This window comes from Gordonia sp. PS3 (assembly GCF_041950545.1).
In the GTDB taxonomy this organism is placed as follows: Bacteria; Actinomycetota; Actinomycetes; order Mycobacteriales; family Mycobacteriaceae; genus Gordonia; species Gordonia sihwensis.
The window spans coordinates 3494531-3520663 of sequence record NZ_CP169524.1; the positions used below are offsets into that span (position 1 = coordinate 3494531).

The following is a 26133-nucleotide window of genomic DNA, read 5'->3' on the forward strand; positions in this document are numbered from 1 at the left end:
GGTCAGCGCCGTGCGGCGGCCGACCGGGGCCTGCGATCCGATGCGGGGATCAGCCTTCGACGATGGCCGTGACGCCCTGGCCGCCCGCGGCGCAGATCGACACCAGCGCACGACCGCCGCCGTTCTCCTTGATCTGCTTGGCGGCCTGCGCGATGATCCGGCCGCCGGTGGCGGCGAACGGGTGCCCGGCGGCCAGCGAGGAGCCGTTGACGTTGAGCTTGCTGCGGTCGATCGAGCCCAGCGCCCCGTCCAGGCCGAGACGCTCGGTGCAGTACTCCTCCGACTCCCACGCCTGCAGGGTCGCCAGGACCACGGAGGCGAAAGCCTCGTGGATCTCGAAGAAGTCGAAGTCGGCCAGGGTGAGGCCGTTGCGCTGCAGCAGGCGGGGGACCGCGTATGTCGGTGCCATGAGCAGCCCGTCGGGGCCGTTCACGTAGTCCACCGCGGCGGTCTCGGTGTCGCGCAGGTAGGCCAGCACCGGGAGATTCTTCTCGGCGGCCCACTCGTCGGTGGCGAGCAGGACGGCCGACGCGCCGTCGGTGAGCGGGGTGGAGTTGCCCGCGGTCATGGTGGCGTCGCCCAGGCTCACGCCGAAGACCGGCTTGAGGGTGGCCAGCTTCTCCACCGACGAGTTCGGACGGAGGTTCTCGTCGCGGGTGAGGCCCATGAACGGGGTGATGAGGTCGTCGAAGAAGCCGCGGTCGTAGGCCGCGCCCATCTTCTGGTGGCTGGCGGCGGCCAGCTCGTCCTGCTCGGCGCGGCTGATGCCGAACTCCTTGGCGGTGATGGCGGCGTGCTCGCCCATCGACAGGCCGGTGCGCGGCTCGCCGTTGCGCGGGATCTCGATGCCCAGCTTGGTCGCCAGACCGAGTGCGGCCTTGATCCGGTCCACGGTGCTCTTGGCCCGGTTCACCTCGAGCATCTGCCTGCGCATGTCCTCGGAGACGCCGATCGGGGCGTCGGAGGTGGTGTCGACGCCGCCGCCGATCGCGACGTCGTAGCGGCCTGCGGCGATGCCGTCGGCCACGATCTGAATGGCCTGGAGACCGGTGCCGCACGCCTGCTGGACGTCCACCGCCGGGGTGTAGGGCGACAACGACGAACCGAGCACCGACTCGCGGATGAGGTTGAAGTCACGCGAATGCTTGAGCACCGCGCCGCCGGCGACCATGCCGAGTTTCTCGCCCTGCAGGCTGAAACGGCTGACCAGCCCCTGGAGGGCGGCGGTGAACATGTCCTGATTGCTCGCGGTCGCGTACGCGCGGTCTTGACGCGCGAACGGAATGCGATTGCCGCCGAGGATGGCGACCGGGCGCTGCTGACGGGTTTCCGGCTGGCGGGGCGTGTACGAGGCCACAACTTCTCCTGGAGAGTCTCGGATGTCGACAGATCGACCTTGAGAGTATTCTTACTCCCGAGTAAGTTAATTGTCGACTCCTGAACCTGCGGCACATGTCACAGACGAGCGGGCTACTGCTCGTCGGCGGCATCCGCTTAGGGTCTCCGGCAGGACCGGTACCCGACACGGGACACGGATTCGTTTCACAGACATCGAAGGAGATAGTCGTGGCAGGCAACACCGACCTGTATTCGTCCATCGTCAACAGCGGCCCGGGCGCTTTCATCGCTTCGCGCGTCGGTCTTCCGCAGCCGCCGGCACTGCGTCGGTACTCGCCGTCTCAGCCCGCTCTCGCCGGTCCGGTCCTGCTCGGCGGCGCCGGACGTCTGGTGGAGCCGGTGCGGGAGATCCTCAGCGCGGGCGACGACTACACGCTGGTCGAGAACAACGCCGGCGGACGCAGCGCCGACAAGCTCGGCGCCGCGGTCTTCGACGCCACCGGCATCTCCAAGCCCGCCGATCTCGAGCAGCTGTTCGAGTTCTTCACGCCGATCATGCGTTCGGTGGGCAACTCGGCGCGCTTCGTGGTGCTGGGCACCACACCCGAGCTGACCGCTGAGCCCGACGAGCACGTCGCGCAGCGCGCACTCGAGGGCTTCACCCGCTCGCTCGGCAAAGAGCTCCGCAACGGCGCCACCGCCCAGCTGGTCTACGTCTCGCCCGAGGCCAAGACCGGCCTGTCCGGTCTCGAGTCGACCCTCCGCTTCCTGCTGTCGGCCAAGTCGACCTACGTCGACGCCCAGGTGATCCGGGTCGGCGCCGCCGACGCCGCTTCGGTGGAGAGCTGGGACAAGCCCCTCGCCGGCAAGGTGGCCCTGGTCACCGGTGCCGCACGCGGCATCGGCGCCACGATCGCCGAGGTGCTGGCGCGCGACGGCGCCCATGTCATCGCCGCCGACGTCCCGGCCGCGGGCGAGGCCCTCAGCGAGACGGCGAACAAGGTGGGCGGCACCGCGCTGCCGCTCGACGTGACCGCCGAGGACGCGGGAGCCAAGGTCGCCGAGCACGTTCTCGAGCGTCACGGCGGCCTGGACATCATCGTCAACAATGCGGGCATCACGCGCGACAAGCTGCTCGCGAACATGGACGCCGGCCGCTGGAACTCGGTCATCAGCGTGAACCTGATCGCACCGCAGACGCTGGTGAACGAGTTGGTCGAGCGCAAGGCCCTCCGGTCGGGCGGCGCCGTGGTCGACGTCTCCTCCATCGCGGGCATCGCGGGCAACCGAGGCCAGACCAACTATGGCGCGTCGAAGGCCGGCGTGATCGGCCTCGTCGACACCTACGCCCCGATCCTGGCTGAGAAGGGCATCACCATCAACGCCGTCGCCCCGGGCTTCATCGAGACCGCGATGACCGCCGCCATCCCGCTCGCCACGCGCGAAGTGGGCCGTCGCATGAATTCGCTGCAGCAGGGCGGACAGACCGTCGACGTCGCCGAGACCGTGGCGTACTTCGCCAACCCGGCGTCCAACGCGGTCACCGGCAATGTCGTCCGCGTGTGCGGTCAGAGCCTCCTCGGCGCCTGACGGGACCCCGCCATGACCAAGACCGTCACTCTGACGTCCCTGCCGGGCGCGGGCCAGATCTACCCGAAAGCCGTGAGCGCGATGCTCCCGGTGATCGGCAAGCCGGCCCGCGTCAGCGCGGACGCGTCACTGCCCGACACCGTCTACCGGATCGAGAACCTGCGCGTCGACGAGGCGCAGCTCAAGGAGTACTGCCGCACCACGGGTCTGCAGTTCGGTGCGCAGGTACCGTTGACATACCTGTTCGTTCTGCAGTTCCCGCTCGCGATGACCGTGATGGTCTCGCCGGACTTCCCGTTCGGCGCGGTCGGCGCGGTGCATCTGGAGAACCGGATCGAGCGGATCCGGGCCATCGGCGTCGACGAGCCGCTGACCGTCTCGACTCACGCCGAGAACCTCCGGGAGCACCGCAAGGGCATGCTGGTGGACGTGGTATCGGAGTTCCGCGTCGGCCGCGAACTGGTCGCCGTCCAGACCGGCACGTTCCTCAAGCAGCAGCGCACGAGCCTGTCGGACGCCGAACGAGGCCCGGCGCCCAAGGACGTCGCACCGCCGCCGCCCGATCGCGTGGTCAGCGTCGACCTCGGTCTGATCCGCCAGTACGCGAACGCCTCGGGCGACCGGAATCCGATCCACATGGCCGACCTGACGGCGAAGGCCTTCGGCTTCAGCCGCGCCATCGCCCACGGCATGTGGAGTGCGGCCGCCGTGCTCGCGAACGTCGAGGCTCAGCTCCCCGAATCGGTCGTGTACTCGGTCCGCTTCGGGAAGCCGATCCTGTTGCCCGCGAAGGTGAACATGTACACCGACCGGGTGGCCGACGGATACGACCTGTCGATCCTGAACCGCCGCAAGGGCTATCCGCATCTGACCGCCACGACGCGTCCGCGCGTCTGACCGCTTGCCCGCGCTCGGTGAGTCTCCCGCAGGCTCGTTGAGTCCTCCTCAAGGCTTGTTGAGCGAGCGCAGCGAGTCGAAACGTGTGCATGTCAGTTTCGACTCGCTCCGCTCGCTCAACAGGCCTAAGGAAGAACCCACGCAACTGGCCGAAGGAAGAACCCGCACGACACGCCGCAAAGGCAACTCGCCGAGTCCTCCCCAGGCTCGCTGAGTCCTCTCTCAGGCTTGTTGAGCGAGCGCAGCGAGTCGAAACATGTGCATGTCTGTTTCGACTCGCTCCGCTCGCTCAACTGGCCTAAGGAAGAACCCACGCAACTGGCCGAAGGTAGAACCCGCACGACACGCCGCAAGGGCAACTCACCGAGTCCTCTCCCAGGCTTGTTGAGCGAGCGCAGCGAGTCGAAACATGTGCGCGTCTGTTTCGACTCGCTCCGCTCGCTCAACTGGCCTAATGAAGAACCCACTCAACTGGCCTAAGGAAGAACCCGCTCAACAGGCCTAAGGAAGAACCCACGCAACAGGCCTCAGGAAGAACTCGCTCAACAAGCTTGGGAAGAGTTCGCTCAACTGGCCTGGAAGGCTCACTCAAACCGGGCCCGGCCGGCGTGAGGGATCCGACTATGTCTCGTCGCCGACGGCGTCCTCCGACACTCCGACACCGCGCAGACCGCGCCAGGTGATGCCGAGCAGCAGGTCGGTGGCCGTTTCGAGGTCGATGTCGCCTTCGGCGATCCGGTCGGCGACGGCCTCGCCGGCGCCGACGAGGGCCACCGCCGTCAATTCGAAATCGACGTCGCTCGCACCCTCGGTGGTGGTGCCGCGGCGGATGAGATCAGTGATCATCGAGGTGATTCCCTCGCGGCTCTCGGTGACGATGTGTGCGAACGTCGCGGTCCCGACCGCGACCCGGTAGAGCACTCGCCACGAATCGGAGTTCTGATAGACGAACCGGAGGAACTCACGCACCAGCGTGCGCGCCTGGTCCTTCTGCCTCATCGTGGGATCAAAACCCGCCGACATGGCTTCCATGAACCGGCCGGACTCGCGCGCGATACAGGCGCTGAACAGTTCGTCCTTGGAGCCGTAGTAGAGGTAGAGCATCGGCTTGGATATCTTGGCCTCGGCGGCGATGGCGTCCATCGAGGTATCCGCGAAGCCATTCGCGGCGAACGCTGAAATCGCAGCATCGAGCATCTGCTGCTCTCGAACTGCCCGCGGCAGCCGCTTGGTTCCGCTAGCCATGACTACAAACTTACCATCGAGTAAGAACGCGTCAGGAGCAGTTCACCACATGCTTGGCCTTCAGGATCCGGAGCACCGAGCGGTCGATCCGGCGCTGCGACAGCTTCCCGTCCGCGACCGCCTTCTCCAAAGTGTCCAGCACCGAGGTCACGTGATCGGTGGAAAGCCACAGGCCGACGTCCGAGCCTGCGGTGATCGCCTTCAGCACCGCCTGTTCGATCGTGTACTTGTCGGTGATCGCCTTCATGCCGGACAGATCGTCGGAGAAGACGACGCCGTCGAACGCCGGTCCGTTGTACTTCTTGCCGGTGCGCAACATGCCGATCGCCGCCGGACTGATGCTCGCGGGCGTCTCCGGCCCGGTCAGACCCGGCACGATCAGGTGCCCGACCATCACGCCCGCGGTCCCGGGACTGCGCAGCAGAGTCCGGTACGGAACGAGATCGGTGTTCTGCATGTCCGCCAGCGGAGGCGTGGTGACGGCGCCGGTGTGCGAATCCCCCGAAGCGTGCCCGTGGCCGGGGAAGTGCTTGTACACGGGCATGATGCCCGCGTCCTGGAGCCCGCGCGCATAGGCACCGGCGTACTCGGTGACCACCTCGGGATCGTTCGAGAACGACCGGTCGCCGATCACCTCGTCGTCGGGCTCGGCGCTGACGTCCGCCGACGGAGCGAAGTCGACGGTGACACCGAGCTTCGCCATCTTCTCGCCGGCCGCCTTGGCGAGCTGCCGGACCTGCTCGGGCGTCTTGGTGCGCGCCAGCACACGCGCCGACGGCATGTCGATGCCCAGCGACTTGAGGCGGCTCACTCGGCCACCCTCCTGATCCACGGTCACCATCAGCGGGACCTTCTGGCTCTTCGAGAGCGTGGCGACGGTGCCGTCGCTCAGCATCGACAGGTCGGTCCAACTGCCGACGAACACTCCGCCGATGTGCTCCTTCGCGACCACCCGCCGCGCGTCGGCCCCGTTCTGCACCCCGACCACCAGCAGCTGAGCGAGCTTGTCGCGCAGCTTCATCCCGGCCAGTTCCTCGGAGCCGCACGCGGCGGGAACCGTCGGAGCACTGCTCGAGGCGGAAACGGTCCGCGAACTCGTCGTCGTGTGCGACGACGGTGCGGCCTGATCGCCGGTCGAGTCCGAGCACGCCGCGGAGGCGAGAAGGCCTGCCGTTGCGACGAGGGCGACGAGAGCACGGCTGGGACGTAGATGCGTGAGCGGGCTCATCCACCCAGTGTTTCATGCTCGCTCGCGACGGCCGGATCGGCGCGGCGGACGAAGCCCGGGCGGCGCCGACTGAACTGGTACCTTGGAATCCATGCTGCGTGAACGCCTGATCTATGGTGCCGTCGCCGGAGTGGCCGGCGTGCTCGTCGGCATCGGCGCCGTCTTCCTCGGCGGGCAGCTCGCCTCCGAAACCAAGCCGTCGACCGACGTGAACAGCTTCAACGCCGACAACGGTTTCGTTCAGGGATCGGTGGACTACGGATCCCGCGGCGGCGGAGACGCCAACAACTGACTCGCGCACTCCTCCGCCGGTCCGCTCGGTCGAGTCCCGCAGCAACTGAGCCGGGCGGCCCGGGCCGGATTCTGACGCGGGCGCAGGCACTCATCGTCGCTGTCGTGGCGCTGGCGGTCTGTCTGCTCCAGCGCCCCGGCCGCATCTCGCCCGACACCAAGCTGGACCTGACCGCCGATCCGATCGGGTTCCTCACTCGCGCCGCGCACCTGTGGTCGCCGGATGCCCCGATGGGCCAGATCCAGAACCAGGCCTACGGATACTTCTTCCCGCACGGCCTGTTCTTCGCCGTCGGCGAGATCCTGCACGTGCCGCCGTGGATCACTCAGCGATTCTGGTGGGCGATTCTGCTGACCGTCGGCTTCCTGGGCGTGGTCCGTCTCGCCGAGGCGCTGCGCGTCGGGTCGTTCACATCGCGGCTGATCGCCGGTTGGGTCTTCGTACTGGCCCCCCGCGTGATGACCACGCTGGGCACCATCTCCTCGGAGACGCTGCCGATGATGCTGGCGCCCTGGGTGCTGCTCCCGGTGGTCCGGGCTCTCGACGCGTCCGACCCCCGTCCACTGTGGCGCAACGCGGCCCGGTCCGCATGCGCGGTGGCGCTGATGGGTGCGGTGAACGCCGTCGCCACGGCTGCGGCCGTGGCGGTGTCGGCGATCTGGTGGCTGCTGGCGACTGCGCGGCGCGACCGGGGACACCGCCGTCGCGGACTGGTCTTCGGCGCATGGTGGGCGGCGGGTCTGGCGATGGCGTGCCTGTGGTGGGTGGTGCCGCTGCTGATCCTCTCGCGGGTCTCCCCGCCCTTCCTCGACTTCATCGAGTCGGCGAGCGTCACCACCGAATGGACCTCCCTCACCGAAGTGCTGCGCGGCACCGACTCGTGGACGCCGTTCGTCTCCCCGGAACGCGCTGTGGGCGCCGTTCTGGTCTCCGAGCCGGCCGCGGTGGTCGCGACCGGCATCCTCGCCGCCGCCGGGTTGGCCGGTCTCACGATGCGGGCGATGCCGCACCGCCGCCGCTTCCTGACCATCCTGGTGATCGGCCTTCTCGCCCTGTGTCTCGGATATCCGGGAGCACTCGGCTCGCCCGTGCGTGAGACCGTCATCGCTTTCCTCGACGGTCCGGGCGCCGCGCTGCGCAACATCCACAAGTTCGATCCGCTGGTCCGGCTCCCCCTCGCGATGGGAATCGCGCATCTGCTCGCGCGTGTCCGTGTCCCGATCCGCAGCCGCGGTGCCGAACGAGGTGTGGCCGCCGCACTGGTGGTGGTGATCGCCGCGTTCGGCTCCGGGTCGTTGCTGTGGACCGGCGGGCTGGCACCGGCCAAGAGCTACCGCGCGGTCCCCGACTACTGGCAGCAGACGGCCGACTGGCTCGACGCCGCGCAGGCCGGCTCCCCGACTCCGTCGCGCGCCCTGGTGGTCCCGGGAGCGCCCTTCGCCGACCAGATCTGGGGTCTCACGCGCGACGAACCGCTGCAGGCGCTGGCGCACTCGCCGTGGGCCGTCCGCGACGCGATTCCCCTGACGCCGCCGGGCGCCATCCGCGCGATGGACTCGGTGCAACGGGCGCTGAGCTCGGGCCGCGGATCACCGGGACTGGCCGCGACACTCGCCGAACAGGGTGTCGGATACCTGGTGCTGCGGGCCGATCTGGACGCGGTGACGTCACGGTCGGCACGACCGCTGCTGGTGGCGCAGGCGATCCGCAACTCACCCGGACTGACGGAGGCGGCCCGGTTCGGTCCCGACGTCTCACCGCCGACGCTCGACGGCGTGGTCGTGGACGACGGACTGCGTCCGCCGATGCCGGCGGTGACGGTCTACCGGGTCGGACCTCCCGACGGCACCGGTGCCACGACCGCCGGCGCGCCCGGACTGGTGGACGTCGGCGCGATGACGCGGGTGACCGGCGGACCGGAGGCCCTCGCCGCGGTGGAGGACGCCCGCAGCCGAGCCGGAGAGGAACCGCTGGGTCCGGCGCTGCTGACCGCGGACGCGAGGCGCGCGGGCCTGCCCGACGCTCCGGCGGTGGTGACCGACGCCCCCGTCGACCGGGAGACCGACTTCGGGCGGGTCGACGACCATTCCTCGGCTATTCGCGGCCCCGACGATCCCCGGCTGACCAAGAACGCGGCGCCGGACTACCCGGTGCCGGACCAGCCGCTGGTCCGCGCGCAATGGCTGCTCGACAACCAGCCGGGCATGGTGCGCGTGACCAGTTCGGGCTCGGCCGCCGACGCGACGCAGCCCGGCCGGACGTCGCCTGCCAATTCCACCGCCGCCGCCTTCGACGGCGATCCGGACACCGCCTGGGTCAGTCGCGGTCTGGAGTCGGCGGTCGGCAGGTGGCTCTCGATCGACTTCACCCATCCGCGGGACGACCTCGCGGTGACCGTCACGACGGCCAAGGCGCTCGGGCCGGACGTCTCGACGCTGCTGGTCTCATCCGATTCCGGCAGCACCGTGGCTCAGGGAGTGAAACCCGGAGTGCCGACCCGGATCCTGGTGCCGTCGGGGCCCACGTCGAGCGTCCAGGTCCGCGCCATCGACACCGCCGACGGCTCGGCCGGTAATCAGTTCGCGATCGCCGAACTGTCGGTCGCCGACGCGAACACCGGTGTCCCGCTGTCGATCCGGCAGCGCACGGTGCTGCCGACACTCGACGCCGCAGACAACGTGTCCGGCTGGGTGCTCTCCCCCGAACTCGGTCCGATCCCGGATTGCGTCACCGCGGCGGACGGCCGGGTGCGCTGCTCGCCGGCGGTGGGGTTGAGTCCGGAGACGCCGGGCGTGTTCTCCCGGACCCTGTCGGTGCCGTCGCAGACCGACGCCGATGTGCATGTCACGCTGCGACCGAAGGCCGGCGGTGAACTCTCGGATCTGCTGGCCCGCACCGGCGTGATCCGCGCGGAGGCGCAGTCGTCGGTGGCCGATCCGCGCGGCAACGCATCGGCCGCCGTCGACGGTGATCCGAACACCACGTGGACCGCACCGGATCCGGACACGTTCCCGAAGGGAAGGAAACCCGTTCTGACCCTTCATCTGCCCGCCCCTCGCGAAGTGTCCGGGATCCGTCTCCAGACGCCCGCGGACTATCCGGCGCACCCGACCCGCGTGGCCGTGGAGTTGCGGAACGGTGATCGGACGGTGGCGCGGACGACAGCGCGGGTCGGCACGGACGGGGTGCTGTCGGTTCCCGCCGCCCGGGCCGACACCGTGGTGCTGACGATCGAGAAGCAGAGCGACCTGATCGACGTCAACGATCTCGGTTTCGCGAAGGACGCACCGGTCGGCATCAGCGAGGCCCAAGTGCTGCCGGGCGGCCCGAACGTACCCGACGACGACCATCGCATCATCGAGATCGGCTGCGCCACAGACCCGTCCGGCCCGTACGGCATGGGTGTCACGGCAGCCGGCCAGATGCTCCGATTGCATGTCCGCACCACCGTGGGCGCGCTGCGCCGCGGCGAGAGCGTATCGGCGACCGCGTGCCCCGGCCCGTCGCTGCGACTGCCGGCGGGTGAGCAGGAGGTCGCGGTGAATCCGGGACGCGCCTTCACCGTCGACGCGGTGACCCTCCGGCGTCCCGGCGCGGAGGCCTCCTCGCCTGCGGTGACACACCCGCAGGTGACCGAATGGGCGCCCACGGACCGGAGGCTGACGGTGGACGCCGCCGACACCGACCGCATCCTGTTCGTTCCCGAGAGCACGAATCCCGCCTGGCATGCACGCGCCGACGGCCGAGAACTGAAGCCGGTCGTGGTGAACGGCTGGCAGCAGGGCTGGATCGTGCCGGCGGGAACGGGCGGCACCGTCGCGCTCACCGTCGACCTCGACTCGCCGTACCGGTGGGCGCTGGGCGCCGGTCTGGCGCTGGTGGTGGTTCTGTTCGCCGTCGCCTTCGGTCCGAGGTTCGGACGGCGCCGCTGCGAGCCGGCCGTGCGGCCGGACGACGGCGTGCGCGCCGGACGAGGCGCGGTCGCCGCGGCGTCCGCCGCGGCCCTCGCGGCGGCGTTCCTGCTGACCGGCTGGCCGGGGGCGCTGATCGCGGCGGCGACCGGGGCCGTCACCTGGCGGCTCTCCGCCCGCCTACGACCGGCGCTGACGTTCACGGCGATGCTCGCGGCGACGGTGGTGCTGGCCGCGGGACCCTGGCATTCGGGCACCGCCTACACCGGCTACAGCGGCTGGGCCCAGGCGTTCGCGCTGATCGCCGTCAGCGCGGCGGTGGCGGCGGCGCTGTTCGGCCGGCCGCGGTGACGCCGGCGCGTTCCGGCGTCGGTTCGTCGGCGGGCACCTCCGCGGTCCGTCGCTTCTCCCGCGCCGACAACCGCGCCCGGAGCGGTTCCTCGACGAACGCGTAGCTGGCGGCCGAGAGCGCGACGGTGATGATCACCGTCAGCAGCCACACAGATACGAAGTGACCGTCGAACATCGGAATGCCGAACAGCCCGAAGACCACGCTCAGCACCGCGAGATGCCAGATGAAGATGCCGTACGACCATCGGCCGAGCGCGTTCATCACCCGAGAGTCGAGGAAGACGAACGGGCCGTCGGACAGCACCAGCGGCGCCAGCACCGCGAATGCGGCGACGGCGCCGAGCACCATCTTGGCCACGTAGGCCAGATGAGTCATGTCGCCGAGCCCGACCGGTCCGGCGATCGGCGTGCACGCGAGTCCGTACGCGACGACGAACACCACGAGCATCACCCGGCGGTCGGCGCCGAGCCGCACTGCGCGCGATCGGCGGTCGAGCCCGCCGATGGCGAGGGCGGCCGCGATCTCCGACAGCACCAGCCCCACGGCGAACCACGGCAGGTACCCGAGCACCCAGTTGCGCGCCTCGACACCGGCGGGAAGCGCGAGCAGTCGCGTCACCCAGGTCCACCCGAGGCTGACGATCGCGACCCCGACGATGATCGGGATGCGGCGGCGGGCGGCGGCACCCCGTACCCGGTACAGCGCGAAGCCGATCACCGGCAGAAGCAGGTAGAACGCGACCTCCACCGACAGACTCCACATCTGGGTGAGGCCGGGCGCGAGAGTGAGGGGGACGAACACCTGGGTGAGGGTGAGATTGGCCAGCCAGACCGTCGCCGAGGCGCCGCGCGCCTGCGGCAGCAGAGCCAGCACCGCGACCACCACCAGCGCGTACGCCGGCCAGATGCGGACGAAGCGATGTCGGAGATAGCGGCGCACGGCGGGCCGAGGAGCCCCGTCGTCGCGGGCCGCCGCGGCATACGGGCGCCACAGCAGGAATCCGCTGAGCGCGAAGAACAATGCGACGGCGAGGTCGAGGCGGCCGAGGATCTCTCCGAGCACCGGCCACTGCGTCACCCGCGTCTGGAAGGCGACGTGCGTCGTGAGCACGCCGAGCGAGGCCACGGCGCGCAGGCCCTCCAGTTGGGGGTAGAAACGCCGGGCCGGTGCCGGCTGCGAGTCAGACATGTCCTGCCCAGGGTAAGCCGCGCGAGGGCGGCGGCGGGAGCCCGGACGAGCGGCCGGCCCCCTCACATACAGTCGACGCTATGTCCGACGCCGCTCCCGACAGCCCCCGGACCGGTCCGCGCTGGTCGACCCGGGACCTCATCGCCCCGACCGCGTTCTTCCTCGGCGCACTGTTGCTGGCGGCGGCGGTCGCGATGGGCCCGATCATCGGTCCCGGCCTGAGGAAACTTCCGCTGAGCGTCGACCAGACATGGATCGCCGACTCCTCCGACGACACGACGGTCCTCGACCGCTGCTCCATCGACTCGCCCGCGGCGAGAGTGCTCGAGGCGCATCTGCAGCAGCGCCGCCGGACGGTCGCGGTGAGGCCGTCGGACTCCGACGTGGTCACACTGCAGGCGGCCACGGCGCTGGGCGTGGACTCGTACCTCGTCGACGGCAGGGCCCAGGACGCCGAGCGAGTCTGCGCAGAGCCCACGTTGGCCGCGACCATCGACCGGGTGACGGTGAACCGGGTGACGGCGTCGCCGACCGGGCGGTCGGAGATCCAGTACGACGACAAGCACGCCGCCGTCGCCGTCCCCGACCGCCGGGGTCGCACTTACGCACTGCCGTACGGCTTCGACGATCCCGGCGACTACTTCGACGTCACCACCAGGCAGACGGTTCCGCTGCAGGCCGCTGGTGAGACCGAGATCGACGGCCGCAGGGTGGTCCGGCTGCGCGCGGTGATCCCCGACACCGACCTGGGCGCGCTGGGAACCGATCCGCGCGGAGTGATCACCCGCCCGGCCTCGTGGTTCGGCACCTTCCCCGGAGTGGCGCCGAGCCGACGACTGACCGCCAGCCTCCATCACCGCGCCACCCGGGACCTGTTCGTCGACACGGCGACCGGCGTGGTGGTGGACGAGCGGATCGAGATCGAGGAGGAGTACCGGTTCGCACCGGGCGAAGCCGGGTCGAATCCGGCGCTGACGGGATTTCGCCTGCCCAATCTGAGCACCGTCCTCACCGGTGATCGGCACAGCCGAATCGACGGGGCCGACGCCGCCCGGCACCGCGCCCGCCCGGTGACTCTGGTGACGCGGACCCTGCCCGTCGCACTCGGCGCCGTGGGCGTGCTGGCGCTGATCGGCGGAGCGGTGTACGTCTACCGCACCGGCGTGCGGAACGGGCGGGAAGACGACGGCGTCAGGAAGCGGTGAGCCAGACGCCGGTCGCGGCCACCGCGCAGGCCGCCGCCCCGGCGGCGACGGCGACGAGCCCGGCCACCGAATCGACCGCGGTCAGGATCACCGACACCTCCACCACGAGGACTACGAGCGCCGGGATCGCACCCCGCGCGCGGTCGCGAGCGATCGCGGTCAACAGCATCAGCTGCAGCACCGCGAGCAGGGCTCCGGTGAGCGCGAACAACCACATCAACCCCGCCACCGGCCGGTAGTCGTCGGAGATCACCACGGGCACCAATCCGCCGCCGACGGCGGCGATCAGGGTGGTGACCAGACCCGTCAGCGCGAGGACGCCGACCGCGCCGCGGAGAGCGGCGGCCGAACGCACCGGGTCGGCCAGCCTCGGGTACACCACCACGCCGATGGCCTGCGGCAGCCAGAACGCCGCCTTGGTGGCGACGGCGCCGAGCGCGTAGACGCCCGCGTCCGCGGCGGTCAGCACCGATCGGGACAGCAGCAGATCCACCGACACCGCGACGATCATCACGAACTGCACGCCCGACGCGGCGACCACCGCCGACAGCGTGAGCCGCGACCCGGGAACTGCCGCGCCTCGGGAGCGTCCGGCCGGACCGATCGCGGCTGCGGCGACCGCGGCCACCAGCGCCGCCGCGACGGCCGTTCCCAGCGTCCCCGCCGCGAGCGCGCCGGCCGCGTCCGCCCCCGCGTACACCGCGCCCACCACGGGCGCCGACCGCAGGAGCCCGACGCCGGCGAGCACCGCCCCGAGCAACCGGAACCGCCCCGCCCCCTGAAGCAGCCCCTGGCCGCCCGAGACCACCGCGAGCGGTGCGGCACCGGCGAGCGCTGCCGCGGTGGGTCCGAGATCGGTGTGCGCGATCCTCATCATCGCGGCCACCGCGAGCACCGACACCAGGGCGACGACGCCGAAGACCACGCCGATCAGCCTCCACAGCCGACGCGACGGCGTTCCCCGCACCACCTCGCGCGCCACCACCGCCTGCAGAGCCAGCGCCGGCACCGAGGCGATGAGCATGGCCGCGTTGAGAACCGAGAACTCGCCGAAGGCGTCCGGCCCCAGCACACGGCTCGCCGGAACCTGCACCACGTACGCCAGCAGATTGGCCAGGAGAGAACCCGCGGTGACCCAGCCGACCGACCGCACGGTGGACCCGCGGCGGGGCGTGGCGGCGTCGACCATGCTGACCAGTGTGCCCGGCCGCTGCGCGATAGACTGCATCGGCAGTATCCGTAGCTGATCGAGACGAGCGCTAAGAGTCGATGTACGACACCGAACCATTCAACGAGCCCGACCCCTCCGATGTCGGGTCCCGCATCGACCCGGTACTGGCCCGCAGTTGGCTCCTGGTGAACGGGGCGCAGTACGACCGGTTCGAGGCCGCGTCGCGCTCCCGCGCCGACATCGTCATCCTCGACATCGAGGACGCCGTCGCACCGAAGGACAAGGACTCCGCCCGCGACAACGTGGTCCGCTGGCTCGCCGACGGTCACTCCGACTGGGTTCGCATCAACGGCTTCGGGACCCCGTGGTGGGCGGCGGATCTCGCCGCGCTGGCCGGGACGTCCATCGGCGGGATCATGCTGGCGATGGTGGAATCGGTCGATCACGTGACCGAGACGGCCCAGCGTGTCCCGGGCGTGCCGATCGTCGCGCTGGTCGAGACCGCCCGGGGCCTGGAACGGATCAACGAGATCGCCTCCGCCAAGGGCACCTTCCGCCTGGCGTTCGGCATCGGCGACTTCCGCCGCGACACCGGTTTCGGTGAGCAGCCGACCACGCTGGCCTATGCGCGGTCGCGGTTCACCATCGCGGCCAAGGCCGCCAACCTGCCGTCGGCCATCGACGGCCCGACCGTCGGTTCCAGCGCCCTGAAGCTGTCGGAGGCGACGGCCGTCAGCGCGGAGTTCGGGATGACCGGCAAGATCTGCCTCACCCCCGACCAGTGCGCGTCGGTCAACGAGGGGCTGTCGCCGTCACACGATGAGATCAAGTGGGCGCGTGAGTTCTTCACCGAGTTCGAGGCGGACGGCGGCGAGATCCGCAACGGCTCCGACCTGCCTCGGATCGCCCGTGCCACCAAGATTCTGGAACTGGCCCGCGCATACGAGATCGTCCCGAGCGACTACGGGATCAACGACCACATGCCCGCACCGACCGACACGTACCACTTCTGATCCGACGGCAGTGCGGTGACCGCCACCTCCACGCGCACGACCGGGGCGGCGGTCTACGCGGTCAGCGCTCTGCTCACCGCCCTGATCTGCGCGCCCCTGGTCGGGAACCACCTGCTCTACCGGGACGCGGTCGCGACTCCGCAGTCGGCGCTGACGGCCGCCGCGCTCGGCATCGACGGCACGGCGCCGCGAGCGGTCCCGCAGGACGCGCTGCTCGCCCTCGGCTCGCGTCTCGTGGACGGCGGCCTCCTGGTGGCCGGCCTGACGATCCTGGCCGTCTTCGCGGCCGGAGTGGGCTATGGGCGGCTGGCCCGCAGGCTCGTCCCGCGCGCCGCCACCGCCGGTGCGGTGGCCGCCGCCGTCGTCGGGATCTGGAATCCCTACGTGGCAGAGCGCCTGCTGCAAGGGCATTGGAGTCTGCTGGCCGGCTACGCCGCCCTCGGGTGGACGGTGTGCGCGGTGCTCGACCTGGCCGACGGCCGGCGGTCGTGGCGCCAATGGGCCGGTCTCGCCGGGATATTCGCGGCAGCCGGCCTGACGCCCACCGGTTCGCTTCTGGCCGGGATCGTGGCGGTGGCCACCGCGGCGGCGGTGCGGCTGCCGATCCGGACGGCGGGACTCGCCGCGGGATGCTGGCTCATCACCGCTTCTCCCTGGCTGGTGGCCTCCGCGGTCGCGTCGGACGTCGGGTCCTCCGGCGGCGCCGCGGTGTTCGCGCTGCGTGCCGAGCCGGGGCTCGGGCTGCTCGGCACCGCCCTCGGGCTCGGCGGCATCTGGAACGCCGACGCCGTCCCCGCCAGCCGCACCACCCCCTGGGCCCTGGTCGCGACACTGCTGCTGCTGGCGGTGGTGGCGGTCGGCACCGGCGTCCTGGTCCGGATGCGCCGGGCACTGAGCCCCGCGGTCGCCGGGCAGGCACTCCTGGCGGCGGTCGCGATCGCGGCGGTGGTGGTCGCTGCGACACCGCCCGGACTGGCGGTGATGGACGTCCTGTTGGCGCATGTGCCCGGTGCCGGGCTGCTGCGCGACACGCAGAAATACCTCGCGCTCGCCGTCCCGTTCGTCGCGGTCGCGGCGGCGGCCGCCGTGACCGCACTGCGTGCACTCGTACCGGCCGGCTTCGCCGCAGCGGCGGTGATCGCACTGATCGTGGCACCGCTCCCCGACCTCGCCTGGGGTGTGGGCGGCAAGATCCGGCCGGTGATCTACCCCGACGACTACGCCCGGGTGACGGCGCTCGTCGGCCACGACACGGACGGCGCCCGCGGCTCAGTGGCCCTGTGGCCCGGCGACGCCGTGCGACGGCTGTCGTGGGCCCGGGGGCCGTCGCTGTCTCCGCTCCCGCGCATGCTGGACGCACCGGTGATCGGTTCGGGCGAATTGACCGTGGACGGGACGACGGTGGACTCCCCCACCGGCCGGACGGCGCAGGTCCTCGACGTTCTCCGAGACGGAGGCGACCCGCAGCGGTTGGCACGGCTCGGCGTCGGCTGGGTGGTGGCCGAGGAGTCGGACCCGCCCACCCTGCTGGCCGCAACCGCTCCGGCCTACTCGGGCGAGCATCTGACCGTGTACCGGATTCCCGGTGCCGTGGCCGCGCCCGTTCCGGCGACCGCCGCGCGGGCGGCGGCATTCGCGGCCCTGGTCCTCTGGATCTGTTCGGTGGCCGCCGGTCTCGCCGCGGCCGTCGTCCGTCGAAGGGCCCCGGAGACCGAGGAAGACGAAGCGGCTCAACGGAAGTGATGCGGCGAGCACGCCGCAGAAGCACGCCAGTGCGCCACCCTCGCGTTCGGATCGAGCGCGGGGGTCGCGCACTGGCGTCGGTGCACCCGGTCCGGCACGTCGCTGAAGCACCCCTCGGTCAGTCGGCGGAAATCCTCCGTGTCCCAGCCGATGTCGCAGCTCCAGTTGTCGTGTCCGGCTAAACCGGTCCACCGGTATGTAACCGTATACTCTGAAGTAATATCGCGCAAGCGCGCTCGGTTACCATATGTGCCGAATACGACCACATCAGAGCGCATTTCTCATACACCGAGGGGGCGGCGATGGCCCAGCAGGCCAGGGCTGTGGAGACACGTCGTCAGATCGTGGTCGCCGCCGCGAATCTCTTCAGTCGCGTCGGCTACGAACGGGCGCGACTGAACGACATCGTCGGCGAATCCGGCCTCACCCGCGGCGCGATCTACTTCCACTTCCAGTCGAAGGACGACCTCGCGGCGATCGTCGTCGACGAATTCCAGGCCACCTCGATGAGGGCGGTCGGAACCATCGCGCAGACCGACACCTACGGCATGCGACAGCTGGCGATGCTGTGCCGGGAGATGGGCCGCCTGCTGGTGGACGACCCGGTGGTCCGCGCGGGCATCCGCCTCATCATCGAACTGCATTCCGGCGAGGCCCCGATCCCCGTGTACCTCGCGTGGATCGAAGCGATCAAGTACTTCGTCACGAAAGCCGTCGAAGACGGCGACGTGCCCCCGGACACCGACGCCGAGGAGGCCGCCGTATTCGTCACCGAGTCGTTCGTCGGCGCCCACGTCCTCTCCTACGCCGTGTCGGGCCACGACGATCTGCCCGCACGCATCGACCGGCTCGCCGACTACCTGGTGACGGCGCTGATGCCCGACGAACGCATCGCCGCGCGCCCCGACCTGCTCGGGGCACGCTGGACTCCGCCGACCGAACCCGGCGCCTGAGTCAGCCGCACACCTCGTCGAAGACGGCCGCGAACCCGTCCGCGGTTCCCGCCCAGGAGAACTGCTCGGCACGGTCCCGTGCGGCCTCCCCCAACGCGCGCCGCCGATCCGGGTCGGCCGCGAGGGCCGCGGCGGCCCGGGCGAGTTGGTCGGCGTCGTCCACCAACACGCCGGTGACCCCGTCGACGATGGAGTCGGCCAGCCCCGCCGAACTGCGATAGCCGATCGTCGGCACCGCGTGCTGTGCGGCTTCGATCACCGCCAGCCCCCATCCCTCCTTCCGCGACGGCATCAGATGGACGTCGGCGGCGGCGAGCAACTCGTGCTTGCGCCGATCGCTCACGTGCCCGTGAAAGCTGACCTGGTCGACGACCCCCAGAGACTGCGCCTGCGCGCGCAGCCGGCCCGCCCACCATCCGTCCCCGACGACGTCCAGGTGCACGTCCGCGCCCGCGGCGGACAGCGTGGCCACCACCTCGAGCGCGTCCTCGATCTGCTTGTGCGGCACCAGCCTCGAGACGGCGATCAGGCGGAGACCGCCCGACCGCCCGGTCACATCGATACCGTCCGGCACCGGGTCGACTCCGCCGCGCACGACGGTGATGCGGTGCCGGTCCACACCGAGACCGGTGAGTTCGGCCGCGGACGGTTCGGAGACCGTGATGTAGCGGTTCCGGCGGTGGATCCGCGGCGCGATCCTCGACTCGATCCACCAACCCACCCGGGCCAGGACCGGCCCCGCCACCGGCCACTGCTCCCGATGACAGTGGTGGACCAGGACCACCGTCGGCGCGGGAGCGACGAGGCGCGCGAAGAAGGGAACGCCGTTCTGGGTGTCGACGACGACGTCGGGCCGATACCCGGCCAGCCGTCCCCGTCCCCAGCGGGCCGCGGCGACGGTGGCCAGAGCCCGCGGGTACACGGTGAGCCGACCGCCCGCGCGGACGATGCGCACCCCGTCGACCGTCTGCTTCCTCGCAGCACCGGGATAGTGGGCGGTGAGCAGGGTGACGCGCGAACCCCGGGCGGCGAACTCGGCGCCCACGCGCTCGAGGTAGCGTTCGCTGCCCCCGCCCTGGGGATGGCCGGTGTCACGCCAGCACAGCAGCAGGACATCGGTCGGGACGCTCATTCGTTCCAGCGTATGCGAACCTGGCTGCATGCCGCGTTCCCGGTTCCCCGCTCCCGCCGCCGCCTTCGGTCGGCACGCCACGATCCGTCGTTCGGTGCGGCTCCTCGACGCCTTCCGGTACGAGCAGTCCGACCCGGCCCGGTTCTATTCGGCGCTCGCACACGACACCGCCGTGATGATCGACTCTCTCCACCCCGGCCCGCTGCGGGGCGCCACCGTGCTCGACGTCGGGGGCGGGCCCGGGTTCTTCGCCGACGCCTTCCGCGATCGCGGTGCCGCCTATCTGTCGGTGGAACCGGACGCGGGAGAGATGGCGGCCGCCGGGATCGACCAACGGTCGGCGGTCCGCGCGCAGGGCGAGCATCTCCCGTTCCGGACCGGAAGCGTCGATGTCTGCTACTCGTCGAACGTCGCCGAGCACACTCGGACCCCGTGGGCGATGGCCGACGAGATGGTCCGGGTCACCCGGCCGGGCGGAACGATCGTCCTCAGCTACACCCTCTGGTGGGGTCCGTTCGGCGGCCACGAGATGGGACTGACTCACTACCTCGGCGGCCACCGCGCCGCGCGCTGGTACACGCGGCGCACCGGTCACCTGCCGAAGAACCTCTACGGAGTGTCGCTGTTTCCGATCACCGCTGCCGCGGGACTGCGCTGGGCACGATCCACAGCCGACGCCGAACTGCTGGCCGCCATTCCGCGCTATCTCCCCAGGTTCGCATGGCCAGTTGTGCACATCCCCGTGGTCCGCGAGGCGGCAGCGACCAACCTGGTCCTCGTGCTCCGGAAAAACTGAGGTCAGGGGCGGTTTCGGGACACGCTTCCCACACCTGAATCCATCCACACTGTGGAAATTACATGTGTGTAATTCATGCACATTGTGGATGAAGGTTGTGGATAACTGTGGATAACTATCCCGAACAGGTGTTTGAGCACAGTACGAAACGAGGCACGCCGCGTAACGCGGCGTGCCTCGCAGGCAGACGGACCGGTCTAGCGCGGCAACCGTCCCGCGCAGCGGAGCGGACCGCCGCGGCTGGTGCTCGACGAGATCATGTCGTCGCCCTGCAGAATCGTGCACGTGACCGGACCGCGCACCACGATCGCTGTCATCTCGACCTCGCGGTCGGGCACGACCGTCTTGGCCGACCACGGAGTCCCCGTCGCGGCGACCACCACCCGACCGCCGGAATCGCGATAGGCCAGAGCCACCACGTCGCCGTCTCCGGTGAGCTGATAGGTGACCGAGCCGGGCTCCACCCGCGGGGTGGTCCGGGTCGGCGTCGGCTTCGGCGACGAGATCGTCTCACTCTCCTCGCTGGTGGTCGTGACGGTGGTCGGCGTCGCCGAGGGCCGGTCGGTTCCCGAGTTCGGCGAACCCGACCGGAACACGAGGAAACCGACGGCCGCCAGGATGATCACCGCGAGGACGACGATCAACGACAGGACCACCGTGCGGCCGCGGCCCGAGGGCGAGGGGCTAGTCATGCCGACCACCGTATACCCGGTGCGAGAAGCCCCTCATTCTGCGGTGATGGCCTCGAGCGGGCGGGTGCGAGCGGCGGTCACCGCAGGCCACAGCGCTGCGATCACCCCGACCACCGCGGCTCCGACCAGCGTCCCGCCGATCAGCGCCCACGGGATCACCACGCCTTCCAGACCCCAGTACGCCAGCGTCCGCACCAGCGGGATGCCGATCGCGAGACCCAGCACGGTGCCCAGCAGCGCCCCGAACACCGCGATGTACGTCGACTCGAGGTAGATCGTGCGGCGCACCTGCGCCCGGCTCATGCCCACCGCACGCAGCATGCCGATCTCCTGTCTGCGCTCCACCACCGACAGCGCGAGCGTGTTCACGATGCCGAGCACCGCGATCACCAGTGACAGGGCCAGCAGCGCGTACAGCGTCGCCATCATCTGGTCGATCTGCGAGGAGATCGAGTTCTTGAACTGATCGCGATCCTGCACCTGGGCGGTGAGGTACTCAGCGGTGGCGTCCTCGAGTTGCTTACGCAGGTCGGCCGCCCTCACCCCGGGCTTCGCGGTCACCAGCACCGGGCCCGCGATCCGCTTCATCGCGACCGGCATGAGCTGCTCGTACGTCGGCCAGCCCACCATCGACGACGCGATCGCCTGGTTGTCCTCGAAGATCCCCGTCACCTCGGTGGCGACCTCGTCGCCGGTACCGCTGGTGAAGGTGACCGTCTGCCCCAGTTTCCAACCGTTGTCGCGCGCTTGCGAGGAACTGATGAGGAGCCCGTCGTCCGGCAGATCCAGGCTGCCCTCGAGCACGTTGATGGACGCGACGTCACCGATCGAACCACCGTACGGGGAGGTCACGTAGGTGTCCTTCCCGTCGTAGCGGGCCTCGCCGTATGCCTGCGCGACCACCTTGTCCGCTCCCGGAGCCTCCTTGACCGCGTCCACCACCGAGAGCGGCAGCGGCATGTTGTTGGTGCCGGTGACGATGAAGTCGGCGCGGATGCCCTTGTCGACCGACGAGTCGACGGTGCCCTTGAACGACCATCCGAGAGTGCCGATCACCACCACGAGCATCAGGCCGAGGGTGAGTGCGAACGCGGTGGCCGCGGTACGCCGGGGGTTGCGGACCGCGTTGGTCCTGGCCAGTTTGCCGACGGTGCCGAAGGGCTTCTGGAAGAGGGCGCCGAACGCGCCCACGACGGGCTGGGAGATGGCGGGTGCCCCCAGCACCACGGCGATCACCGCAAGGAGCGCCCCGATTCCGACGATGGTGGCCGAGCCGGCCCCCTCCCCGAGTCCGCCGATCACCAGCGCGATGACGCCGAGGACACCGAAGACGGCCGCCAGCAGGGTCCGGACGCGGAGCGAGCCGGCGCCGGGTTCCACGGTGCTCTCGCGCATGGCCTCCACCGGCGGGATGCGCGAGGCTCGGCGTGCCGGAATCCATGCGCTGAGCAGGGTGACGACGACTCCGACGAACACCGCGGAGATGATCGCGGCCGCGCCGACCTGGATGCCGTTGGACGGCAGGCCCTGCGATTGGGTGTACGCGAGCAGGCCTGCGGCGATCGCGACACCCAGCGCCAGACCGATCAGCCCGCCGATGACGCCGACGATCAGCGCTTCGAGCAGCACCGACCGGGAGACGTTCTCCCGGCTCGCGCCGATCGCGCGCAGCAGCGCGAGCTCACGGTTCCGCTGGGCGACGATCATCGAGAAGGTGTTGTAGATGATGAAGGTGCCGACCAGCAGGCCGATCGCGGCGAAAGCCAGCAGGATGGCCCGGAAGATCGTCAGGAACTGCTGGATGCTCTCCTTCTGGTCCTCGCGCACCTGCTCGCCGGTGCGGACCTTGTACAGCTGGTCGAAGTCGGTCTTCCCCGATCGGGCGACCACGTCGGCCAGATGGGCGTGGACGGCGTCGCGCAGTTGGTCGTCGGACACCCCGGGACGGGCCGCGAGGTCGACGGTCGAGACGTACTTGCCATCCGAGAACAGCTTGGCGGCGGTCGCCTGGTCGAAGAGCACCCCGACATAACCGCCGGTGGACGACGGCATGTCGGTGAGACCGACCACGGTGACGTCCATCGGCGGGGCCAGCCCGGCTCCGACGACCACCTTCGTCCGGCTCCCGACCTTGAGCCCGCCCTTGTCGGCGGCCTGGGAGTTGACCGCGATCTCATCGGACTTCTCCGGTGCGCGGCCCTCGCTGAACTTCATGTCCTCGCCGACCGCCTCGTCGGGCGGGAGGTAGCTCATGCCGACGCTCGGCGCTCCGCCGGTCTGGACGGCCCGGCCGGACGAATCGGCGAGCGTCACCGGCCCGGAGTTCGAGGCGGCCACCCGTTCGATTCCGAGCTTCTGCTCGTTCTTCTTCAGATCGTCGACGATCGTCACGGGCACGCCGGGTGCTTCGTTGCCCGCCGCGGTGATCTCGACCGCGACTCCCTGCGCGACGTTGTCGAAGATCGAGTTGAAAGCGGTGGCCACGGTCGAGGTGAAGATGACCGCGCCCGCGACAAAGCTGGTGCCCAGCACCACCGAGAACACCGTCAGGATCAACCTGATCTTGTGAGACGCAAGGCTTCTCAGAGAAACCTTGCGCATGACGTTGGCAGCCATCGGTTCAGTTCACCTCGCCGGATCCGGCGGGACGCGTCGACTGCCCGTGGTCGTCCTGTCCCGGTGCCGAGTCGTCGAGATTGCGCATCACCTCGAAGACGTCGTCGGCGGACGGGCGCTGCAGTTCCCGGACGATCTGGCCGTCGGCCAGGAAGACGACGCGGTCGGCGTACGACGCCGCGCGCGGATCGTGGGTCACGATCACCACGGTCTGGTTGAACTCGTCGGTCGCGGCGCGCAGGATGGCGAGCACTTCACCGGACGAGCGGGAGTCGAGGTTGCCGGTGGGTTCGTCGCCGAAGATGATGTCCGGACGTCCGACGAGTGCGCGGGCGCAGGCCACGCGCTGCTGCTGGCCGCCGGAGAGTTCACTGGGACGGTGATTCAGTCGCGGCCGGATGCCGAGGCGGTCGATCACCGTGTCGAACCACGGGCGGTCGACCTCGCGGCCGGCGATCCCCTGCGGCAGGGTGATGTTCTCCTCGGCCGTCAGCGTCGGCACCAGGTTGAACGCCTGGAAGACGAATCCGATGCGGTCGCGCCGCAACTTGGTCATCTCCTTGTCGGACAGACCGGCCAGACCGACGTCACCGATGTGCACCTCGCCCTCGGTGACCGTGTCGAGTCCGGCCAGGCAGTGCATCAGGGTCGACTTGCCGGAGCCCGACGGCCCCATGATCGCGGTGAACTCTCCCGCACGGAATCCGATCGACACGCCCCGAAGCGCGTGCACGGCGGTGTCGCCGCTGCCGTACGTCTTCACCACGTCGTCCGCACGCGCCGCGATCATTGCATGCTTGCCTGCCGGTGCTGTTTCTGTCATGCAGACAAAGGTGTCAGAATTGCGCCGCCCGCGCATCAGGGACCACCCGGAATCACCGCCTCGCCCGACGATTCGCCGCGCGATCCGGACCTATCGGGCTTCGGCCTGCCGGGTTCCGGCGTAGTAGCGGCGCAGGAACTCGTCGCGGTACTCGACGTAGTCGCCTTCGTCGATCGCGCGCCGGGCGCGATCGACCAGGGTGATCGTGAACGAGAGGTTGTGCAGGGTCGCGAGCGTGGACGCCAGACCTTCCTTCGCCTTGAACAGATGGTGCAGGTAGGCACGGGTGTACTGCGTCGAGTAGTTGTCCAGCTCTTCATCGAGGGACCGGAAGTCGTTGCGGTACTTGGCATTCGTGATGTTGTACCGGCCGTCGAACGAGTAGATCGCACCGTTGCGCGCCACCCGGGTCGGCGAGACGCAGTCGAAGGTGTCGGCGCCGTTCTCGATGGCGGTGAAGATGTCGTCCGGCTCGCTGATCCCGAGCAGATGCCGCGGGGCGTCGTCCGGGAGCTCGTCGGTGACCCATCCGACGATGGTGCCGAGATTGGCCTTCTCCAGCGCGCCGCCGATGCCGTAACCGCCGAAACCCTTGCCGCCGTTCTCACGATCGATGCGGCTCAGCTCGACGAGGTCGCGAGTCGCCTTCCGCCGCAGGTCCTCGTACTGCGCCCCCTGCACCACACCCCACAGCGCCTGCTGCGGACGATGCGAGCGCTCGACGGAGAGCCGGTTGTGTTCGGCGAGGCACCGAATGGCCCACTGCCGAGTGCGTTCGAGTGACCGCTCCTGGTACCCGCGCGTATTCATCAGCGTGGTGAGCTCGTCGAAGGCGAAGATGATGTCGGCGCCGAGCCGGTGCTGGATCTGCATCGACACCTCGGGGGTGAACCGGTGCATCGACCCGTCGAGGTGCGATTTGAAGGTGACTCCGTCGTCGTCGACGTTGGCCAGCCGCTCCTTGCCGTCGGCGATCTTGTGGTCGTCCTGCTCGCCGACCAGGTCCATCGCGATGACCTTCTTGAAGCCCGCGCCCAGCGACATCACCTGGAAGCCGCCGCTGTCGGTGTACGTGGGTCCGGGCCAGTTCATGAACCGGCCGAGACCGCCGGCCTGATCGACGATCTCCGGCCCCGGCTGCAGATAGAGGTGATAGGCGTTGGCGAGCACGGCCTGCGCGCCGAGCGCGGCGACCGACTCCGGCAGGACCGTCTTGACGGTGGCCTTGGTTCCCACCGGGATGAAGGCAGGGGTCTGGATCTCGCCGTGCGGTGTGGTGATGGTCCCGGTGCGCCCGGTGGTGCCTTCGAGGCGGGTTCGCGGAGCGAAGTGGCTGGTGGTCACGCAGGCCATCATCCCAGCCGTGCGCTCGGCCGCTCAAATTCGTTAGCGTTGTGCCCATGACTCGCACGATGAAACTGGCCGCGACCGCACTCCTCGGCTGTTCGATCGCCCTGGCCGCCACCGCCTGCGGTTCGGAGAACGAGGCGTCGTCCGGCGCCGACAAGTCCGGGGCCTCCGCGGTCACCGGTTCCAGCGACACCAGCGTCCCGGTGGTCGGCGGACCGAAGCCCCAGAGCACCGCCGCCACGGACGAGAGCACCGGCGAGGCGACGTCGTCGTCCGGGGACAAGACCTGCGGCCCCACCAAGGGGCCCGACGGCGCCCTCCAGATCCACATCGTCGCGGGCGACCTGTCCTGCTCGTCCGCCAAGGACATCGCGAAGCAGTACGGACCCCTGATCGCGACCGGCGCACCGCAGACCGTGTCGGGCTGGGACTGCGGACCGTCGACGACCGTCGGCGAACTCGCCCGCTGCACCAAGGGCGGCCAGGCCTTCGCGCTGATGCCCAACTGAGGCTCGCAGGCCAACGCACAGTCGACCGCGCAGTAAACGCGACATTCGGCGACAGAACCCCCGTCCCGGACGGGGGTTCTGTCGCCGAA

At 69.9% G+C, this 26133-nt stretch carries 20 protein-coding genes; 10 read left to right on the forward strand and 10 right to left on the reverse strand.

The window, feature by feature from the left end:
• Nucleotides 1-49: 49 nt before the first annotated feature.
• Complete coding sequence (locus tag ACE11G_RS16245; protein ID WP_045537214.1) at nucleotides 50-1357, reverse strand: acetyl-CoA C-acetyltransferase; 1308 nt, start codon at nucleotides 1355-1357, stop codon at nucleotides 50-52.
• 203 nt (nucleotides 1358-1560) lie between these two features.
• Here ACE11G_RS16245 and ACE11G_RS16250 point away from each other — a divergent pair, with 203 nt between their 5' ends.
• Both ACE11G_RS16250 and ACE11G_RS16255 read left to right on the forward strand, forming a co-directional pair.
• Complete coding sequence (locus tag ACE11G_RS16250; protein ID WP_174302296.1) at nucleotides 1561-2928, forward strand: 3-oxoacyl-ACP reductase; 1368 nt, start codon at nucleotides 1561-1563, stop codon at nucleotides 2926-2928.
• A gap of 12 nt (nucleotides 2929-2940) precedes the next feature.
• Entirely contained in the window at nucleotides 2941-3825 is an 885-nt protein-coding gene (locus ACE11G_RS16255; RefSeq protein ID WP_006897042.1) for a MaoC/PaaZ C-terminal domain-containing protein, read from the forward strand.
• A 621-nt stretch (nucleotides 3826-4446) separates the two neighbouring features.
• Here the strand turns inward: ACE11G_RS16255 and ACE11G_RS16260 are convergent.
• Nucleotides 4447-5070 carry a TetR/AcrR family transcriptional regulator gene (locus tag ACE11G_RS16260; RefSeq protein WP_006897043.1) on the reverse strand — a complete coding sequence of 208 codons (624 nt, stop codon included), beginning with the start codon at nucleotides 5068-5070 and terminating at the stop codon, nucleotides 4447-4449.
• 31 nt (nucleotides 5071-5101) lie between these two features.
• Nucleotides 5102-6298 carry a glycoside hydrolase family 3 N-terminal domain-containing protein gene (locus tag ACE11G_RS16265; protein ID WP_375003086.1) on the reverse strand — a complete coding sequence of 399 codons (1197 nt, stop codon included), beginning with the start codon at nucleotides 6296-6298 and terminating at the stop codon, nucleotides 5102-5104.
• Nucleotides 6299-6389: 91 nt separating this feature from the next.
• Between ACE11G_RS16265 and ACE11G_RS16270 the strand changes: the two genes are divergently transcribed.
• Nucleotides 6390-6590, forward strand: a complete 201-nt coding sequence (locus ACE11G_RS16270; protein ID WP_006897045.1) for a DUF2613 domain-containing protein — start codon at nucleotides 6390-6392, stop codon at nucleotides 6588-6590.
• 104 nt (nucleotides 6591-6694) lie between these two features.
• Complete coding sequence (locus tag ACE11G_RS16275) at nucleotides 6695-10852, forward strand: alpha-(1->3)-arabinofuranosyltransferase (protein WP_346076826.1); 4158 nt, start codon at nucleotides 6695-6697, stop codon at nucleotides 10850-10852.
• Here the strand turns inward: ACE11G_RS16275 and ACE11G_RS16280 are convergent.
• Nucleotides 10809-12041 carry an acyltransferase family protein gene (locus ACE11G_RS16280; protein WP_375003088.1) on the reverse strand — a complete coding sequence of 411 codons (1233 nt, stop codon included), beginning with the start codon at nucleotides 12039-12041 and terminating at the stop codon, nucleotides 10809-10811. The two genes, ACE11G_RS16275 and ACE11G_RS16280, sit on opposite strands and share 44 nt — an antisense overlap.
• Before the next feature lie 80 nt (nucleotides 12042-12121).
• On the opposite strand from ACE11G_RS16280, the gene ACE11G_RS16285 reads away from it, so the two are divergent.
• Nucleotides 12122-13246: a porin PorA family protein gene (locus ACE11G_RS16285; protein WP_278125901.1), complete on the forward strand. Its 1125-nt coding sequence runs from the start codon at nucleotides 12122-12124 to the stop codon at nucleotides 13244-13246.
• Here ACE11G_RS16285 and ACE11G_RS16290 read toward each other — a convergent pair.
• Nucleotides 13233-14474, reverse strand: coding sequence for a polysaccharide biosynthesis protein (locus ACE11G_RS16290; protein WP_278125899.1), 1242 nt, complete (start codon nucleotides 14472-14474; stop codon nucleotides 13233-13235). The genes ACE11G_RS16285 and ACE11G_RS16290 overlap by 14 nt on opposite strands.
• A gap of 41 nt (nucleotides 14475-14515) precedes the next feature.
• On the opposite strand from ACE11G_RS16290, the gene ACE11G_RS16295 reads away from it, so the two are divergent.
• The 3 genes from ACE11G_RS16295 (at nucleotide 14516) to ACE11G_RS16305 (ending at nucleotide 18126) form a co-directional block, all read left to right on the forward strand.
• On the forward strand, nucleotides 14516-15430 hold the full coding sequence (locus tag ACE11G_RS16295) for a CoA ester lyase (RefSeq protein ID WP_006897435.1): 915 nt from the start codon (nucleotides 14516-14518) through the stop codon (nucleotides 15428-15430).
• 15 nt (nucleotides 15431-15445) lie between these two features.
• Nucleotides 15446-17173: a hypothetical protein gene (locus ACE11G_RS16300; RefSeq protein WP_375003091.1), complete on the forward strand. Its 1728-nt coding sequence runs from the start codon at nucleotides 15446-15448 to the stop codon at nucleotides 17171-17173.
• Between the two features lie 302 nt (nucleotides 17174-17475).
• Nucleotides 17476-18126, forward strand: a complete 651-nt coding sequence (locus ACE11G_RS16305; protein WP_375003093.1) for a ScbR family autoregulator-binding transcription factor — start codon at nucleotides 17476-17478, stop codon at nucleotides 18124-18126.
• 1 nt (nucleotide 18127) lies between these two features.
• On the opposite strand, the gene ACE11G_RS16310 is transcribed toward ACE11G_RS16305, so the two are convergent.
• Nucleotides 18128-19258, reverse strand: a complete 1131-nt coding sequence (locus ACE11G_RS16310) for a glycosyltransferase family 4 protein (RefSeq protein ID WP_375003095.1) — start codon at nucleotides 19256-19258, stop codon at nucleotides 18128-18130.
• A 28-nt stretch (nucleotides 19259-19286) separates the two neighbouring features.
• Between ACE11G_RS16310 and ACE11G_RS16315 the strand changes: the two genes are divergently transcribed.
• Nucleotides 19287-20054 carry a class I SAM-dependent methyltransferase gene (locus tag ACE11G_RS16315; RefSeq protein WP_006897440.1) on the forward strand — a complete coding sequence of 256 codons (768 nt, stop codon included), beginning with the start codon at nucleotides 19287-19289 and terminating at the stop codon, nucleotides 20052-20054.
• Nucleotides 20055-20251: 197 nt separating this feature from the next.
• Here the strand turns inward: ACE11G_RS16315 and ACE11G_RS16320 are convergent, their stop codons facing one another.
• From ACE11G_RS16320 to tgt, 4 genes are all read right to left on the reverse strand, one after another.
• Nucleotides 20252-20746 (reverse strand): hypothetical protein, encoded by a 495-nt coding sequence (locus ACE11G_RS16320; RefSeq protein WP_062366338.1) that lies wholly within the window; start codon nucleotides 20744-20746, stop codon nucleotides 20252-20254.
• A gap of 33 nt (nucleotides 20747-20779) precedes the next feature.
• On the reverse strand, nucleotides 20780-23362 hold the full coding sequence (locus tag ACE11G_RS16325) for an ABC transporter permease (RefSeq protein ID WP_006897442.1): 2583 nt from the start codon (nucleotides 23360-23362) through the stop codon (nucleotides 20780-20782).
• Between the two features lie 4 nt (nucleotides 23363-23366).
• Nucleotides 23367-24185 (reverse strand): ABC transporter ATP-binding protein, encoded by an 819-nt coding sequence (locus tag ACE11G_RS16330; RefSeq protein WP_051999670.1) that lies wholly within the window; start codon nucleotides 24183-24185, stop codon nucleotides 23367-23369.
• A gap of 90 nt (nucleotides 24186-24275) precedes the next feature.
• Nucleotides 24276-25541 carry a tRNA guanosine(34) transglycosylase Tgt gene (gene tgt, locus ACE11G_RS16335; RefSeq protein WP_006897444.1) on the reverse strand — a complete coding sequence of 422 codons (1266 nt, stop codon included), beginning with the start codon at nucleotides 25539-25541 and terminating at the stop codon, nucleotides 24276-24278.
• Between the two features lie 44 nt (nucleotides 25542-25585).
• Between tgt and ACE11G_RS16340 the strand changes: the two genes are divergently transcribed.
• The gene (locus tag ACE11G_RS16340) at nucleotides 25586-26044 is read left to right on the forward strand and encodes a hypothetical protein (protein WP_278125889.1); all 459 of its coding nucleotides are present in this window, start codon (nucleotides 25586-25588) and stop codon (nucleotides 26042-26044) included.
• Nucleotides 26045-26133: the final 89 nt, after the last annotated feature.

Coding starts and splice junctions, on each gene's coding strand:
- ACE11G_RS16255 (WP_006897042.1), top strand. CDS start 2,941: ATGACCAAGACCGTCACTCTGACGTCCCTGCCGGGCGCGGGCCAGATC.
- ACE11G_RS16260 (WP_006897043.1), bottom strand. CDS start 5,070: ATGGCTAGCGGAACCAAGCGGCTGCCGCGGGCAGTTCGAGAGCAGCAG.
- ACE11G_RS16265 (WP_375003086.1), bottom strand. CDS start 6,298: ATGAGCCCGCTCACGCATCTACGTCCCAGCCGTGCTCTCGTCGCCCTC.
- ACE11G_RS16270 (WP_006897045.1), top strand. CDS start 6,390: ATGCTGCGTGAACGCCTGATCTATGGTGCCGTCGCCGGAGTGGCCGGC.
- ACE11G_RS16280 (WP_375003088.1), bottom strand. CDS start 12,041: ATGTCTGACTCGCAGCCGGCACCGGCCCGGCGTTTCTACCCCCAACTG.
- ACE11G_RS16285 (WP_278125901.1), top strand. CDS start 12,122: ATGTCCGACGCCGCTCCCGACAGCCCCCGGACCGGTCCGCGCTGGTCG.
- ACE11G_RS16290 (WP_278125899.1), bottom strand. CDS start 14,474: ATGCAGTCTATCGCGCAGCGGCCGGGCACACTGGTCAGCATGGTCGAC.
- ACE11G_RS16295 (WP_006897435.1), top strand. CDS start 14,516: ATGTACGACACCGAACCATTCAACGAGCCCGACCCCTCCGATGTCGGG.
- ACE11G_RS16305 (WP_375003093.1), top strand. CDS start 17,476: ATGGCCCAGCAGGCCAGGGCTGTGGAGACACGTCGTCAGATCGTGGTC.
- ACE11G_RS16310 (WP_375003095.1), bottom strand. CDS start 19,258: ATGAGCGTCCCGACCGATGTCCTGCTGCTGTGCTGGCGTGACACCGGC.
- ACE11G_RS16315 (WP_006897440.1), top strand. CDS start 19,287: ATGCCGCGTTCCCGGTTCCCCGCTCCCGCCGCCGCCTTCGGTCGGCAC.
- ACE11G_RS16320 (WP_062366338.1), bottom strand. CDS start 20,746: ATGACTAGCCCCTCGCCCTCGGGCCGCGGCCGCACGGTGGTCCTGTCG.
- ACE11G_RS16325 (WP_006897442.1), bottom strand. CDS start 23,362: ATGGCTGCCAACGTCATGCGCAAGGTTTCTCTGAGAAGCCTTGCGTCT.
- ACE11G_RS16330 (WP_051999670.1), bottom strand. CDS start 24,185: ATGACAGAAACAGCACCGGCAGGCAAGCATGCAATGATCGCGGCGCGT.
- tgt (WP_006897444.1), bottom strand. CDS start 25,541: ATGATGGCCTGCGTGACCACCAGCCACTTCGCTCCGCGAACCCGCCTC.
- ACE11G_RS16340 (WP_278125889.1), top strand. CDS start 25,586: ATGACTCGCACGATGAAACTGGCCGCGACCGCACTCCTCGGCTGTTCG.